General features: G+C 35.0%; 9 protein-coding genes and 2 pseudogenes. 9 read left to right on the top strand and 2 right to left on the bottom strand.

All coding sequences use genetic code 11. From position 1 onward, the window contains the following. Nucleotides 1-467 precede the first annotated feature (467 nt). From PAEAM_RS14280 to PAEAM_RS14250, 9 genes and pseudogenes are all read left to right on the top strand, one after another. Nucleotides 468-1,679 (top strand): annotated as a pseudogene (locus tag PAEAM_RS14280) (DNA polymerase IV). A gap of 41 nt (nt 1,680-1,720) precedes the next feature. Continuing rightward, nucleotides 1,721-2,023, top strand: coding sequence for a YolD-like family protein (locus PAEAM_RS14275; RefSeq protein WP_100528014.1), 303 nt, complete (start codon nt 1,721-1,723; stop codon nt 2,021-2,023). 1 nt (nt 2,024) lies between these two features. Then, nucleotides 2,025-2,393, top strand: a complete 369-nt coding sequence (locus PAEAM_RS14270) for a YhjD family protein (protein ID WP_100528013.1) — start codon at nt 2,025-2,027, stop codon at nt 2,391-2,393. Nucleotides 2,394-3,201: 808 nt separating this feature from the next. After that, nucleotides 3,202-3,327 carry a zinc ribbon domain-containing protein gene (locus PAEAM_RS32720; RefSeq protein ID WP_481856111.1) on the top strand — a complete coding sequence of 42 codons (126 nt, stop codon included), beginning with the start codon at nt 3,202-3,204 and terminating at the stop codon, nt 3,325-3,327. An 888-nt stretch (nt 3,328-4,215) separates the two neighbouring features. After that, a complete protein-coding gene (locus PAEAM_RS14260) occupies nt 4,216-8,220 on the top strand; it encodes an NACHT domain-containing protein (RefSeq protein ID WP_100528011.1) in 4,005 nt (1,334 codons plus the stop codon). Nucleotides 8,221-8,381: 161 nt separating this feature from the next. Further along, nucleotides 8,382-8,573: a hypothetical protein gene (locus PAEAM_RS31805; RefSeq protein ID WP_165789922.1), complete on the top strand. Its 192-nt coding sequence runs from the start codon at nt 8,382-8,384 to the stop codon at nt 8,571-8,573. 268 nt (nt 8,574-8,841) lie between these two features. Further along, nucleotides 8,842-8,954, top strand: a pseudogene (locus tag PAEAM_RS32715) (IS3 family transposase); the annotation flags it as partial. 801 nt (nt 8,955-9,755) lie between these two features. Beyond that, nucleotides 9,756-12,374: a TrlF family AAA-like ATPase gene (locus PAEAM_RS14255; protein WP_243391362.1), complete on the top strand. Its 2,619-nt coding sequence runs from the start codon at nt 9,756-9,758 to the stop codon at nt 12,372-12,374. A gap of 78 nt (nt 12,375-12,452) precedes the next feature. Next, nucleotides 12,453-13,763, top strand: a complete 1,311-nt coding sequence (locus PAEAM_RS14250) for an MBL fold metallo-hydrolase (RefSeq protein WP_100528009.1) — start codon at nt 12,453-12,455, stop codon at nt 13,761-13,763. A gap of 1,239 nt (nt 13,764-15,002) precedes the next feature. Here the strand turns inward: PAEAM_RS14250 and PAEAM_RS14245 are convergent. Then, complete coding sequence (locus tag PAEAM_RS14245) at nt 15,003-16,055, bottom strand: hypothetical protein (protein WP_100528008.1); 1,053 nt, start codon at nt 16,053-16,055, stop codon at nt 15,003-15,005. Then, nucleotides 16,045-16,989 (bottom strand): hypothetical protein, encoded by a 945-nt coding sequence (locus PAEAM_RS14240; protein WP_100528007.1) that lies wholly within the window; start codon nt 16,987-16,989, stop codon nt 16,045-16,047. Before PAEAM_RS14240 ends, PAEAM_RS14245 begins: the two co-directional genes overlap by 11 nt. Nucleotides 16,990-16,991 lie beyond the last annotated feature (2 nt).

Below are 16,991 nucleotides of genomic sequence, written 5' to 3'. Positions count from 1 at the left end.
TTTTGTGATCTTATTATTTGTATATTCAAAATTAATATTCATTAATTCCAAATCATGATGGAAAATGAACATTATTTATTACAGGCTTCAATTTGTTGAGTTTAAAGGATTGTCTTTATGGAGGCTTTGGAGGAATGCCGTCTTTTACAATTTGGTTTTGCAAAATGTCAATGATTTCTTCGAACAGGATACATGTTAAGCAGTTAAATGGTGTATTTACAAATGAACTAGTGAAATCAGTGAATGCCTAATATATTGACCTTAAGGATTTCCCCTCAAGGTCTTTCTTTTGTTATATGTCATCGTTTCTGAATGTTGAGTATGACTTTATCTCGGATGAATATAAATATTTAACTCTTGCAAAAAAAGAACGTGTGTTCGGTTTATAATACATACAAACATACGTTCTTAAATGTACAGGAGTGATTTCAGTGTTGGCTAAGCAGCGAACTATTATACTCATCGATATGCAGTCGTTTTATGCTTCAGTCGAAAAGGCGAAAATGCCTCAATACAAAAATAGACCTCTCGCCGTCGCTGGCGATCCAGCAAGGCGTTCTGGAATTATCCTTGCCGCTTGTCCACTAGCCAAAGCTAAGCTAAAGGTGTATCTACCGCGGAATCACTTTGGCAGTCTCTTCAGAAGTGCCCTGAACTGATCATTGTGAAACCACACATGCAAGAGTACATCGAAGTATCCACTCAAATCATGTCCATTATTGAGGAGTTCACCGATCTGGTCGAACCGTACAGTATTGACGAATTAATTCGCTGATTTTACAGGGTCTATGCATCTATTTGGTAATGATCCAATCGATTTAGCCAAGCAAATTCAAGACAAAATCTATAATGAAACAGGCGTTTACGCGAGAGCTGGCATTGGTGAAAACAAAATCATCAGTAAATTGTGCTGCGATATGATTGCAAAAAAAGCTGATGGTGGCATTTTCCACCTAAAGAAAGAGGAATTACACCTCCACATTGGAGATAAGCCCATCCGCGATATGTGGGGGATTGGATCAAGAATGGAAAAACATCTGTGGAAGATGGGCATCCGAACCATCAGAGACCTGGCGAATACGCCTCTTTCCAAATTAAGAAGTAAGTGGGGTGTTAATGGAGAAGTCATCTGGCGAGTTGCAAATGGACTCGACAATTCGCCGGTAACCGTCAACACGCACAGTACACAAAAGGATATCGGAAACGGAATGACCCTGTCTAGAGATTTCACAGAGGCTTGGGAGATCGAAGTGGTTATTCTCGATATCTGCACAGAAGTATGCAGAAGAGCCCGCCAAAAGGGACTGATGGGTAGTGTCGTATCCGTAAGTGTGTCTGGAGCGAATTTTGACCACCCCACTGGTTTTCACAGGCAGGTTAAACTGTCTGATCCTACAAACATAACCGTTGATGTATGCAAGATAGCCAAACGCATATTTCATCAACACTGGGATGGGCAACCTGTGCGCCGTGTAGGCGTATCCCTGTCTCAATTATCCAACGCGGATACATATCAACTATCATTTTTTGATGATAAAGAGCAGAAACGAGCCATTAATCAGGTGATGGACGACATTAAGGATCGATTTGGCGACATTGCCATTCTACGAGCGAGCTCCATTACGGCTGCGGGTCAAGCGATCGATCGAGCATCTAAAATCGGGGGGCATTACAAATGAGCAAAAAACTGTAGGCCAATGGATTATGGGAATCGAGCCGAATGATGCTTCCACAACATAAAGAACGAATTATACAGCATCGAACTCAAATTCATTATCAAACGAAACCACTGATCCATGAAGATGAGTGGGAGATTATTACTCAGAATATAGATGTGTCGCTCAATTATACATTGCAAGCCACCATTGAAGTGTTTCATGAGTGGGGCAATCGGTATATACATGGGATTGTCACTTCAGTCAGTACCTTTGGAAAGAAAATCAAAATTGAAATGGAGAATGGATTTGAATGGGTCGATTTTGATCAATTGGTCGCTGTAAAACTTGAAGAAGGAGGCGTGTAAGGTGCGACAGACTTCTGAGGAACTTTCACTCGTGAAGAGGCTGGTAGAACTTCCTTATCTTTTAGGAGCGCTGGAGGTAGATAAGCAAAAAATATACGCTTCAAACTTTAAGATGAAATCTGTGTATGTTGAATACTTGGACGGCACCCAAAAGAAAATTGCTTTAGAGATGTACAAATCGAAACAAATTTTAAAGGAACATCATATAAAAATCATAGATGAAAAGAGGTCTGAGCTGAGTTTAACGGTAGATTATTCGGTAAGAGGTTACCTTCATAAAATGACACTATTGTGGAGCAAAGTGAAAGTGGATGTAACCTTAATGCTTACTGAACATATGAACGTTGATATTACTGATTTGCCCAAATAAACATAGAGTTAGTACAGAATACGGTATATAACTTCATAGGGTGGAAATAATGCAGTTATAACCATTGTTTTCTTCTCCCATATGGGTAAACCGACCTTTGTAGTTGAAAGGTCGGTATTTTTTGTCTCTACGTTAATACAAAACTTAGAAGAAAAGAAGAGTATAGAATCATTTCGAATTATAAGGAACTGTTTGCTTAGGTGTGTGCACAACTGGCCTCATTTTACAAAACAAAAATTAGGTTATGGATCTCATACCATCACAACTCACTAGCAGCCTTCTTAACCTAGTAATGCCATTATTTTTTGTTTTAGATACTAAATTTAATGTTTAAAGAGCATCTCATGGCCACTTTAACTACCCATCCAAATTTTCTGGCAGTATCTCATTAGAGCTGACAGAAAACTTCCTATGTGTTAAGCCAACTACTCTGTTAGTTGAACAAAAGCAGCCGATCATAATTAACGCTGCTTCTTTATACTATTGGACTATCGTTTCCAGTAGGGGTTTAACAACCATAACAATAGACTTATTGAGCTGTACCAATCTTTTATCTAGAGTGTCTAAAAGTTGATTGAAATTTCCTAAATCTTTGATAACAATATTATTGCCACGTGGCATGGATATCCTACTGTTGCCAATTAGTACTATCCAGTGATAAATCGTCCATCATTATTTCAGAATCTCAAAGACAAGGCCAGAACTCAAAACTGGCAAACTCACTACACGATGTCTTGTGGTCGAGCTTCTTAATTAGACTGACGCTTAGAGCAACGTGATATGGTAGCAAGTCTTCCTGATTGACCGCTTGTTTCTATCGAGTCATATCTGCTTGGCGTGTGGGTATAAGAGTGGAAAGGAAGCCGTATCAATCCGCGAACGGAATTGCCCAAGTAGCGGCATTCATCATGATCGTGACACCAATGCGAGCTAGAATATTCAATCGGAAGGTCTGGACAGCTTCAAGCCGCATAAATGATCGTCTAAACGACTTTAAAACTTCAGGAATTGCGGAGATCGCTTGGGGGAATAGGCCAAACTGCTGTTTGATGACAAAATCCACTTTGAGCATTCCACCTATAAAGATGGAGGCAGGGTAGGTAATATACTTTGTACCAAGAAAATATATTAGATAATTTTCCAAAGTCATTATTATAGCTAATTTTTTACTTTATTGGTACTTTGACCAGCTCTTCACCTCGTTAATTGATTTCTAACGTTTACATCAATGTAATGTGCTAATATGGAAAGATACTGAAACTTCATATAAATTGATTCAGAATTCCCTAGATAAATTGCACGTTATAAGTAGGATGCCACATTTATGCTAAATATTGATTTATCTTCAATCCTAATAACAGAAAGAATTTTAACAGATTTTTTTGGGCCGAAAGTCCACAAAAAGCGAAACCGAGAGGACTAATATCAGCTTGGAAGTGCTAAGAGATAAAAGCGTTAGCTAAAACGAAAGAATGGAACAGAACTTTGTAAATACCTACAGGCTTGACAGGCTGTCTCTTTTTGATTGAGTTTTAGATACGGTTATCTTTCATTTAGCTACTGGAAACGATCAATGAGTATTCTGCAGTGCAACATTTATGTATTTTTTTTCAATAAAGTATCCATAATTATCTCCATACGTTCATCACGTATTGAATCATCGTCCTTTTTTTAACTTAGGAGAAGGATATGTACGGCAACGTTACATTGAGTTATATTTTTATTTGTCAGCGCAAAATTTAGCCTTAATATTTTAGACGGAATCTATAATAATTATCCAAATACGTAATGATGGAGAATAACTAAAAAAAGTGGTGATTAAATGACTGAAAAGTATAATTGGAACAGATGTTGGTACTCTCCGAAACAATTACCCCCGATAGATGCACATGGCTATTTAGATGACGGGAACTCATTAGAAAAAAAAGCCTTTTCAATAAAAGAATTATCACATAAGGGATGTCTGATTTTGTTGGGTGAGCCGGGAAGTGGCAAGTCGAACACCTTAGTAGAAGCGTACATAACTGATTGTAATAACCAAGTGGTAGATTCAGAAGACGTGCAGCTTCTTGATCTGAGAAATATTTCATCTCGAGAGTCGCTTGAAAAAGAACTTTTTAAACAATCATATTTTCAATCATGGTTAGAAGGTTCTCATACACTAACTCTCTATGTAGACAGTTTTGATGAGTCATTAATGCAATTTGAAGCTTTGGTTGATTTTTGGATCGAGAATTTTAAAAAATATCAAAGATACATACATCGTTTGAAACTTAGGATTGCTTGTAGATCAGGCATATGGATCGATGATCTTTGTAACGAACTAATAGAACTATGGACTAAGGAAGAATTCGACATTTATAATTTGGCACCTTTGAAAAAACAAGATGTAATACAAGCATTAAAACACAATAGTATAAAACCAGAGATATTTTTAGAAGAGGCAAGTAACAAAGGAATTATATCTTTCCTAGTAAAGCCAGTAACGCTCAATTTTATCTTAGATGGTTACTATAACTCAGACGAGAAACTACCAGAATCGCAAATTGAAATCTACGAAAAAGGTTGTCGATTGTATTGTAGCGAGGTTAATCAAAAAAGAGGAAGGAAACGAAGTATTGCTGACAAGGCAAATGAAGAGCAAAAGTATGAAATTGCTTCACAGATTGCGGTATTAATGCTCCTGACTAATCGTAGTGTTATAAATATTGGTCAAACGTTCTCCAGAAATCAAACTAATGAGCTGGGCTTACATGAAATTAGATCCGCCTTTCCATCGATAGAAAAAGAGAAATTGATAGAAACATTACGAACAGGTTTGTTTACAACTTTGGCTGGCGATCGTTTTCGTTGGTCTCATTTGACCTTTGCTGAATATCTAACATCAGCTTACCTAAGTAAAAATGTAAATGTACAACAGATGTCCAATATGTTGTTTCACCCTGAGGTGAGGGAAAAAGTGATCCCTCAACTTCATGCAATCGCTGGTTGGCTAGCAGGGATGAACGAAAAAATATTTGACCTCATTTTAACCCATGATTATCAGGTGCTACTTCTATGTGATTTTAGTCAACTATCCTTTGACCAAAGATTTCGATTTGTAAATGTTTTTCTTATGAAGGAGAATTCACGTACTACTTTCCTAAAATATAATAATTTTAATAAGTATTCTGACTTTAATCATCCTGCAATTGAGGACCAAATCCGAAGATTCTTAATCGAGAAATTGAACCAGGAAAAAGCGATGCAAACTGCTATATCAATTGCAGTTAAATGTGATTTGAAAGGGTTACAAGATGATTACTTGAAGATTATTGAGGAAAATTGGAACGATACTCAGTCCTACGCACTAATTGCCTTTTTGAAAAATGCGAGTTCGACAGAGTTAAGTGAATTGAAACAGATATTAAAAAAGGGTTCTTTATATAACGAAAACTTATATCTTGATGTTTTAAATGATTTGAATAAACATAAAATAGTTAATGTAAGTGAATGGCTTAGTGTTGTATTTCGTTTGAATTTTGTGGACGGAATAGAAATTGAAAATCTTAATAATATGCTGAACGACTGGGCTAACCACTTAAATTCCACTCAACTTGCGGAAGCATTTCAATGGATTGAGAAACAGTATATGAAATCGAATGTAAGAACGAGAAATAACGGCCTCAATTTAATATCAGACTTATTTCTTATTCATATTTCCGCCAGGCTTAAAGATTCGAATAAGCTGAAAATATTCTGGCTTCAACTACTCAATACACGTACTCTGTACACTGGCAAGTGTATAACATTCAAAGAATTTAAATTGCCCTTAAAAGATCAACTTGATAATTCTAATCGTAGGTTCATAATGGAACAGATAATAAAAGATAAGTTTATCTTAAATGTCCACGAGCTTGAGGAGTTAGCTTTTTTAATTAAATCATGTGATGCCTCATGGCTTCACGAATGTACAACAAGCAGCCAAAAAGCTAAGGAGACTACTCGTTTAAGATGGCTAATAGGTACAATTGGAAAGAAGCATAAAGTAAAAGCAAGAAATTTACCTCGATATTCGTACGACAGTGTAGAGAGACTCAAACCATTTATTGTTGCTATGAATACGGAGGACAAATCATTTGTAGACAGCTGGATTCGCTTTACAAATCTTAAAGTAGTCAAATCAATAGATAACATGATTGTTCCTAGAAAGATACATCAAATTTATGCATCCTTATGCAAAGATTTAGAAATTAAAAACACCTTGCTTAATGCTGCGTTTAGTTACTTAAAACTTTTTCTACCATCCTTGGATCAATGGATTGACTTTTCAGAGTCCAACAAAATCTCAGCAGGGCGAGTAGCTATGCTCCTATTATTTGAGCATCTTCCGGATAAGTTAAAAGAGTTACCTTACAAGGTTTGGGAAGCTTGGTTGCCGGGGATCATAGAACCTAAGAAACTGCATATTAGTGATAATGGCCAAATGAGTATTGAAAGAAATTTTCAACAGTTTGCTTTAAAACTCTATCCAATCTTAATTGTTAATGTATTTTTAAAGATGGTGGACAGAATGAAATCTATACAAAACGTTGTCACTAATTTTTGTTACGTTATATGGAATGATCAGATAGGCGAAGGGATGTTGTCTCGCATCCGTTTAGAATCTTTTGAACTTAATAAAATGGAGTCATTATTATGCATTTTACTCGAAAAAGATTATAAAGAGGCAATTTTTTATGCCCATTCACTTTTAAAGTTACCCTTGCCAGCTGAAGGAAAGAAAAGAGAAAGATGTATTGTTGTAGCAAGACGCTTAATGACACATGCATCTGATGGAGGCTGGAACACAGTATGGGATTGTATAAAGAATAATATCGAGTTTGGAAATGAAGTGTTACAATCATTTGCTTCGACTAGCCGAGAAAACTTATATCTTGGAGCTTTTCTTCGTAAAAAGTGCTTAACTCCAGAACATTTGGGTGAATTCTATATTTGGATTGAGCTCAATCTTCGAATTCCTGAGGGATGGAACTATAATGCATACGAGACACAGGAATGGAAGCAATTTATTTTAGACTTATTAAGAGACATGAAAACTGAAGGGGCTTATGCCATAATAAAAAAGCTAGCTGATTTGCGACCTGAATGTGAAGATGCTATCCAAATGTGGAGTTATGTTCAAAATGATTATCTTCTCATGACTTGGAACCCCCCTCAAGCAGATGCGGTCAGTACATTGCTTCGAAACAACAATGCAAAATTAGTTTCTAGTGTACAAATGTTAATGGATGCTGTAATAGATTCTCTAAACAATTTGGATATTAAACTTCAGGGGGTAACTCCAACTGCTCGATTCCTATGGGACAAATATAAAGATGGAACTTTTCATCCAAAAGATGAAAATGATCTTTCAAACTATGTTAAGAGCCACTTGGAAGATGACTTAAAAAACAGAGGAGTCATTTCTAACCGTGAAGTCGAGATTCGTCGTATTTATGGAGGTAGAAAGGGTGAGCGCCCAGATATTCTCGTACAAGCGATATCTAGAGAGCAGGATTCCGTAATTAACAATACGATTACTATCATAATAGAAGTTAAGGGATGTTGGCACAAAGAAATTGATTCAGCTATGGAAAATCAGCTTTTGGATCGGTACTTGAAAGATAATGAAGTAAAAGGGGGGTTGTATTTAGTCGGATGGTTCTTTTGTTCTCAATGGGAAATCTCTAAAGAAAGTTTACAAGAGGCGAAAAAGAAATTTCATGAACAAGCTGAGCAGTTAACTACATCCTTGAATGGAGAGAAATTGATTCGATCTTACGTCTTAAATGCAGCACTACGTTGACAGAACACCCAGGTTTTCTGTACACATAGATAATAATTGTTGAGGGACAAGAAAATAGTCCCATTGAAGTCGCTATGTTGGTGCTATCCCCTTTTAGTAGACATGAGAAAAAAGACATCTGTTAAGATGAACTTAATCATGCAAACGAAGGGGATTTTTTCATGGCTAAAAAAGGACAAACATCCAGGTGGTACACCTTGGAATTGAAAGTGGAGGCAGCGCGGCTGGTCAACGAAGAACATATGAGTATACGTGAAGTAGCAACTCGTTTAGATATTCAAAATAAATCTCAGGTGCAAGTATGGGCAGCAAAAGGGGAGGCTCTAGAACCAAATTTTCCAGTGTGGAAGTAGTAGTGGCATAATTGCGAGCAGAAATTGAATACTTAAAAAAGCAGTATCCAAATCTACACAAGGAATGACGTGTAAAGCTATTCGATTTCAAATCATAGAGGAATTACGAGCGCGTCATAGCTTGGTTTGGATCTTAAAGCTAGCTGCGGTTTCACAATCGGGATACTACAAGAGGAAAAAAAGTAGATCAGCAACACAAGAACATCGAAACAAGGAACATGAATTAAAATCACATCTACTTGACATTCAACGCGTACATCCCTACTTTGGTTATCTTCGAATGACGGTCGCTTTGCGGAAAGAGGGACTTAGAGTTAACACCACAAGGTGTACCGATTAATGAAACAACTCGGGGTCTGTTCTGTGATCCGAAAGAAACGTCGGTTCTTTGGGAAGCAAGCTTCTGTGGTGAATTCCAATTGGTTTGAGTGCAAGTTTCAGGTAGATCGCCACGAACCAAGATTGTTTTTGGAGTAAATCAACGTAATCGTGGTTATTGAAATGCGATGCTGCTCCCTGTCTTAAGAAAACGTAATGAGGCGATTACCATGGGCTAATCCAATTCCAGGAAAATTTGAGTCAGCGACGATGCTTATCATTAGTTTAATTTTTTCGTTTCTACTCATCGTGTTGATCGAGGGCTACAGTGGGCCGAAACAAAAGAACGCCCCTTCCCCCAAATCCTAGCAAAGGTAGAGGTAGAATCACAATTTATGCTCTTTGAACTGATATGTTTGTAATGAACGTAGGTAGCTTGTTTACAATCATTTGCTTATCGATTTCTAGTCTAAACGGTGGAACCGATTTGTACATTCCTGGGGCATATTTAAAATTGATCTTCCAATCTGACTCATAGTGAAAAATGTTCAATCTGCCTATGGTGAATCCTTGAACATAAAAAAAGTACGAAGAATAGATGGATTCAGTTCGTAATATTATGTTTTCAGTGTCTGCACTACATTCACAGATGATAATTAAACAATCGCATGCATATCTTGAGTTAATTAATAGTGAAGGGCAGTCTGATAAAGCCTTTCACCAAAGTATTTTCTGTATTTTAAAGAAAAGCTTTAATAGATTCTAAGGAAATGATTATTTTAAGCAGGGCAGGTAATTAAACTATCCCCTTTTGTTATATAATGGAATCATAGAATGTAGAAAATTAAAGAAAGGGGTTTAATATTGAAGAAGTTTGCTGAATTTTATAAATGTGCATTGCAAGTTAATCCATATAGTTATGTAACATACAGGGGTGGAGAACATGCGATGAGTGAGGATGAATATAATTCTTTGATACTAAATAACTGTTTATCTGAAGGGATCAAAGTTGTAGGTCTTGCTGACCACGGAAACAGTGATAAATCAGAAAGGCTAAGAAAGTTATTAAGACAAAACGATATCATAGTTTTTCCTGGCTTTGAAATTGCAACGGCTGAAAAAATTCATATAGTTTGTCTTTTTTCAGAAGAAACCACCCCTGAACAATTAAATAGGTATTTAGGTAGATTAGGCTTAACTGATGTAAACAATGGGGTTATGCCAAGCCATATTTCATGCTTGGAAATTGCAAAAGTTGTTGAGGAAGAGTTAAATGGTTTTTGGTATGCGGCCCATATTACAAGTGATAACGGAATAATTAAAATTGGTCAAATGAATCACATTTGGAAGGATGTTAGACTTAAAGCGGCACAAATTCCTTATGGTCTGGAAGATATAGACCCTAAATACCTTAATATTATTAAGAATAAAGAACCGATGTACAAAAAGACCACTCCTTATGCATTCATTAATGCAAAGGATATTTGTAAGCCTGAAGATTTATTAGAAAAGAACGCTTATTGTTTAGTTAAAATGTCAGATTTAACTTTTTCCTGCTTTATTGAAGCTTTTCAAGACCCTAACGGAAGAGTAAAACTTTCATATGAACAAAATGAACGCTTTCACAGTAGCATAGATAAATTAGAAGTTTATGGGGGTTACCTCGATGGACTTTCAATAGAACTTTCTAGAAACCTAAACACTACTATTGGCGGAAGAGGAACAGGCAAATCTACATTATTAGAATTAATAAGGTACACTCTTGATTGTGAACCAAAAAGCTCTGAGTCAAAAAAATACTTCAGGGAATTAATAAAAGCAAATTTAGGCTTAGATAACGGGAGAGTGGAACTACATATAACCTCCAACCAACGATATGGTCAAAGATATAAAATTATAAAAAGGTATGAAAATCCAATAGTGATAGAAAATGCTGACGGTTCTATTTCAAACTTAACTGTTTCAGATATTTTGCCAAATGTTGAAATATACGGACAAAATGAAATCATTGAATTAGTCTCGAATGATGAAGCAAAATTAAATATTTTAAGTAGATTTCTTCCAAATCAAACAGAAAATTTTTCTGAAAGAGAAGGAATTCTAAAAGAATTGAAACAAAATGCAAATTTGTTAATAGATAGAACGAAAAAAAAGAATGAAATTTCTGAAAGGGTAGCTTTATTGCCAAAACTCGAGGAAAAGGCAAATTTCTTCAAAGAAAATGGAATTGCAGATAAACTTAGCACCATAGAGCATTTATCTGCAGAGGAAGAATATATAAAACAGACTCTTGAAACAATTACGAAACACTCTATACAATTTTTTGAGGTTGATACCCCATTCACTAACCAGTTCACTCAAGAAACTCCAAATTCAAATAAGTTCAAAAAAATAACAGAAATAGTACAACACTTTAATTTGGAACTAATAAAACTAAAAGATATGTATGAAAAACTTGTTAAAGATACTGCTAGAAGTGTAGAAGAAATTCACAAAGAATGGCAGGGAATAAAAAGAGACTCTGAAAGTGCAATAAGAGAATCTATTAGGTCCATAGATGGACTTAACGGAAAAACGGGACCAGAAATAGCAACAGAATATAGAGAAACAGTATCACAAATTGCTCGAATAAACCCAAGCAAAAATGAATCTACAAGAATTTTAGGAGATTTACAAGATATAACTCAAGAAAGAAAAAATTTGTTGGAAAAATTAAATAAAAATCAAGATGAATCTTATGATGCATTGAGAAAAGCAATTAAAAAGATAAATAGAGGCAAGTTAAAAGGGAAAGTACAGGTTGAGGCCTATGCAGGGAAAAATCGAGAAGCATTAATTGAACATTTGTCTAAAATTGAGGGTTTAGGTCCAAAAAGTTTGAGTTGGTTAAGAGAAAAAGATGAATTCTTGCTTCCGTCATTCATTAGACATATAAATGAAGGAAGCACTACGCTTATGGAGGAATACGGTTTAACAAAAGCTAAGGCAGATATACTAACTCAATTACCACTGGAAAAGAAATTAGAACTGGAATTAATACCATTGTTGGATATGATTGAAGTTAAATTAAATACTGCAGCGGAAGGTGATGAAGTAGAAAACTTTAAATCTCTTAATAAACTATCAAAAGGACAACAGTGTACTGCAATTTTAAATATACTTATGTTAGATAATAGTGATCCTTTGATTATAGACCAGCCAGAGGATAATCTAGATAACGCTTATATTGCGAATAATTTTGTAGATGGATTAAGAGATTATAAGCTAAATAGGCAATTTATCTTTGCTACACATAATGCAAACATTCCAGTATTCGGAGACTCTGAGTTGATAGTAGTAATGCAAGAAATCGACGGTCAAGGTTTAATTGCAGAAAATTGTATTGGCTCTGTAGATAACCATAATGTTAAAGCGGCAGTTATTAATACGTTAGAAGGCGGAAATATTGCATTTCAGATGAGAAAAGCCAAATACAATTTATAAACAATAGTAACTACAATCTCATTGGATTCAATTTGCTCTCCTAAGTAAATAAACTATTCAGAAAAAATGGAGGATTAAATGGAATCAATAGAAATTATACCCCATAAAAAAAATAGGATAAAGAAAAAATATAAAAAAAAGAAGTTATATTTTATTCATGATATAACACGTATCCATGATGAAGATGGAACACCGCTACAAAAAGTAGTAGTGGTTCTCTTTAGAGTGTTTGATCAAAAAGAATATTCAGTAGAGGAACCTCCACCCGAGATTCTAGATTTGACTATTGATGATACGGAAATAACCGATAATTACGAGGGTCAATTTGTATACGTTGTTCAGAAAGAAAATAGTATTTTTCAATTCACTGCAGCAGGGAATGATTATAGGGCACGTCAACAAACTATTACTAATAATCGATTAAGATCGAGACTATATAGTAGGAATAGTGAAAGTGAGCAAACAAATTATACCTTGAAAGAGTCTCAGAAAATATATTCTTATCATGTAAATGTGGGTCATGGTAACTGTAGTTTAATCGCTTTCAATCAGAAACAAGTTGTTAATATTTGGTGTATTGATTGCTCAGATTGGGATTACAGGAGTAAAGTGAATTATTTTAACAATATAAAATCATGCTTAGAGCAAATAAAGTTAGATTTCAATATATCAGAGATTAATATCAATAAATTTTTCTTAACACATTCTCACTTTGATCATTTTAGTGGACTTGAAAGACTAATAAAGTTATATGCAGCAACAAATGCAGAAATTTGGTTCAATCCTTATTATTCTTTCAGTTCGCCTAAATATAATCAGTTATTAAATACAGTTTATGATAGGGTTAAAAATAATACTTTAAAAGTTGTTATTTCCCATCCTTCAAACACAACTAATAATATAGGTATTTTAAATAATAATCTTTATATTGTGAGAACAAAAACAACTTCATTAGGTAGTGGTACATTTACAATACAAGGAAATGTTAATGATTCTTCAATAGTTTATAAATTTAGTTTTGGGAAAAAGTCTATTATATTTCCAGGGGATATAGAAGAGAAGGGATGGAATCAAATAAATAGTTGTGTGCCTTACTTATCAAATACAACATATTACTGTATCTCTCATCATGGGAGTATGAATGGGCACGTTCGATCTAATTGCCCCGCTTCTAATCTTATAAACGATGTGACTTTGTGTAATTTTAGAACGAGGATATTGATATTATTAGGAAGAGACGGAGCATACCCCGGTATTATCAACACGAAAGTGATTAATGATTTAGGCTCTTCTCGGATCTATAGAACAGATCAAGATCAAACTAAGACGAAAAATCCAATCTTTTTCCGCATAAATTGGTTTAATGACTCAGTGCAATATTTTTGGTGATATAAATAGAAATTACACTGACGGTAGTTTGTTAAAGAATTAACTGATCTATCAGTTCTTTACTACCTCCTAAAGAGTTCACTCATGCTCATCTGCTTCATAGAATAATAATGACCATATAGGTAAATTTACAGTAAACCGTATCAAAAACTAAAAACGAAATGTACTCAATAATCTAGGTAGCCCGTAACGAAGATGTTCGTGGGGCTACCTTTTTTTCGTGGTTTCAAGGTTAATAGATGCCTTCGTCAGGGACTATAAAAGCGTTTACCTAAACGTGAAGTAAAGCATTCGTTTCCAGTAACGGAAATGCACATGCAAACCCTCAGTTGTGGATCTTAAGCATAGGCTTCCCGAGGCGTTTACTTTCGGGCCGAGCTTGTCAGAAAACTGCTCCGTTATCGGCTTCGGGTTAAATGGAAAGATTTTATTATAATTGTAATAATAATTTTAAGCTCCAAAGTTCTTCAATGAATCGGTACGAAGATTAAATTGCCATACGACTTGTATCTGTGGGATGGAAATTTGCTTCCCAATCGGAATATAAGTGGTATGAATTGAGGTGTTTTTTATCTCTTTCGCTACTTATGTCAGGCGATCGTCAAGCCAGGCGCAATTCAGGCGTACTCAACTGCGACAGTCTGCCTTAATTCCATAGATTGAAGCTCAGCTGTTCTTCTATCAAGCCGTAGCGTGTCCCCGTATTACGTGCCTGCTTTTACTCAATGATGCAATAAGGAACTGGTTTCTTGTCCATTGATGTCCAATAACTTGAAATCCATGACCTCTCTGAGTTGGGGGGCTTCCGCTGTAGACCAAGTTGAGGATTTGCTTACCTACCCCATCTCAATGATTTTGACTTTCGGAGCAAGCTCCTAAGCCGTATGTATAAGTGGTTATGCTGACCCACAGGGTTTCTTGGCTTCGTAAGGCTTTATACTGCCATAGAGGAGACTGAGTCGAGTTCTGACAAGGCCTCACCTAACTCGGTCGAGATCCGTCGTATATCCGAAAAAGAGGTATCATAACCTTTCGTTCTGTCTAATTGAGATAGGGCAGGGAGGGAGGTTCTCCCGAACTCTCTCAAGCGCTGAAGCTGCTCTAATTTATCCGGCTTGAGCGAAATTCCTTATCACTCTTTTAATATTGCAAAAAAATTAGTGTTTTCCGTAGTGGCTTGGAGCCCCTTGCCGATTGGGAAGGGTTGGTTTTTTATATTTGAAAATATTATATTCTGCTTTAATAAGCTAATTGAGCTATTGCATAGGGAAAAAGAGAATTTCTCAAAGTTTTCCAATTATTTCTTAAAGATTGCATATGATGCTCATCGTAATTTTCCAAAGAAGTAAAATCAATTTTCCCATAAACAGAATTGTACAGTGAGTTTGCTTTAAGGACTGAGTTTTTAATAAGATTTGAAATCTCTGTCTCATCAATAATATCAGTAGCTTTGTAGGTGAGATTAACTTTTGCACAATCTAATCCAATGAAACTTCTGATTAGCTCAGGTAAGTATGTGGAGTCTGTATTTTTGTGCTCATTATGTAATACTAAAAATAATATATGGATTGAAATCATGAAAATATAGTATAAATTTGCAGGATTCTTTATGTGTTTTGTATAAAGTTTATCATTTTGAATAAATTCAATTGTTTCATTTATTAATTGAGAAATTGCAAAAGCATCAGCATCCATCTCTAAGGTTTGAATGTCTAGAATCCTTTCCTCTCGAGCTCTTCTAATTATGCTAAGCGTTTCATTATTATAATAATTTTTCATATATAAAACATGACCGTCAAGATGGTGTGCTAATTCATGAAGAATAACAAATTTTATAGCAAACATCGCCATTACTTCAGCAATGATCTTTCTTTCTTTGTTGATAGGTAAAAGAAAGGTATACTCATAATCAGGGGAAGCATCATTAAATGTATATATATTATTGATTTGAAGACTACCGTCAGGAGTCCCACTCAATGTATCAATAATATGGTCAATTGAAAGTATACTGTAAAATGATTTATAGAGTCTCAAGAGCACCCCTTCATTTATTCTAATTTTTGCTTTCTCATCATATAACTCGACATTACCATTTATTGAAAAATTTTGTTCGTATTTAAACTCTAGAGGAAAACAATGTTTCACATCCTGAGTATGAGTATTCCAGAAACTTTCTGCATATTTCTTATAGTAATTAAATGCTATAAAATGGTTTCCTGAATTTTCAGCAAGATTGAACAGAGCAAAATCAGTAGAACCACTCAAAGTTTCAAAGAAAATATTATCCTTCATCTGTGAAACTCCCTATAGTCTTATCGAAATCTTGAAATATTCCCTTTATTATTGATTTTCCCCTTTGATTTTCGTACTTGTTTTTATCGTTAAACATTAGTTTATCAGACTCAAGATCTAAATCTGGAATGAGGATTTTTAACTTATATAACATTACAGAATTGTCTGTAACACCCAGTAGGTCTAAAGTCGTGTTTTCATTTTCAGAATTTATCGTGTACTCCACATCGTCAAATATAATTGATTGAACTATATTAAAATTACCATGATTTTCAGAATAAACTTTCTTGAGATTAAAAAGGTCCATCAAAAATCTGTTAAGTTCCTTTAATTTGAAATTTTCAGGCACATTAATTTCATAAACTTTGTCATGTTCGTAACTATATAAGAGGATTTTCACAAGCTTAGATTCAAATTTGTCTTTCAAAGAAGAATATGAGTTGCTAAATAAAAAATTAGAATGACTAACTATTTGTCTTTTTGACAAGGGTAACAGAGTTCTAAAATTTCTCTCTACCTGTTTAGAAAACTGTTCGCATAAATGGATCCAATAGTCTTTACCTCGCATTTTTATATCGATATCGGGGTAATTTTCTTTCAGTTTTGTAGTAAAATCACCTGTCATATTTTCATTACAACAGACAATATATTGATCCCAAGGTAAGAACTGCTTAATTGTTAGCGCAGAATCTATAGAATCTTTAATTTTCTTTTTATTGAATCTGTGGCTTCTATCATAAATACTTTTGCATTGAAATGCTAACTTCTTATTAGGGAAATACAAGTCAACCCCACTTTCTGGTGGATTGCGCTTCTCTATATCGTTGGTTTTCAATTCAAGTTTAAGCAACTTTAAACAGAAAGATTCCCATGTAGCTGAGAAATCAGTTTCTTCCGGAACCACTAAAAAAGGCGGATAAAGTATGTATCTCATCA

The sequence above is a fragment of the Paenibacillus sp. GM1FR genome (genome assembly GCF_002803315.1).
Lineage (GTDB): Bacteria > Bacillota > Bacilli > Paenibacillales > Paenibacillaceae > Paenibacillus > Paenibacillus amylolyticus.
This window is presented reverse-complemented; position numbering and strand designations above follow the sequence as displayed.

Coding starts and splice junctions, on each gene's coding strand:
- PAEAM_RS14275 (WP_100528014.1), top strand. CDS start 1,721: ATGATGCTTCCACAACATAAAGAACGAATTATACAGCATCGAACTCAA.
- PAEAM_RS14260 (WP_100528011.1), top strand. CDS start 4,216: ATGACTGAAAAGTATAATTGGAACAGATGTTGGTACTCTCCGAAACAA.
- PAEAM_RS31805 (WP_165789922.1), top strand. CDS start 8,382: ATGGCTAAAAAAGGACAAACATCCAGGTGGTACACCTTGGAATTGAAA.
- PAEAM_RS14250 (WP_100528009.1), top strand. CDS start 12,453: ATGGAATCAATAGAAATTATACCCCATAAAAAAAATAGGATAAAGAAA.
- PAEAM_RS14245 (WP_100528008.1), bottom strand. CDS start 16,055: ATGAAGGATAATATTTTCTTTGAAACTTTGAGTGGTTCTACTGATTTT.
- PAEAM_RS14240 (WP_100528007.1), bottom strand. CDS start 16,989: ATGAGATACATACTTTATCCGCCTTTTTTAGTGGTTCCGGAAGAAACT.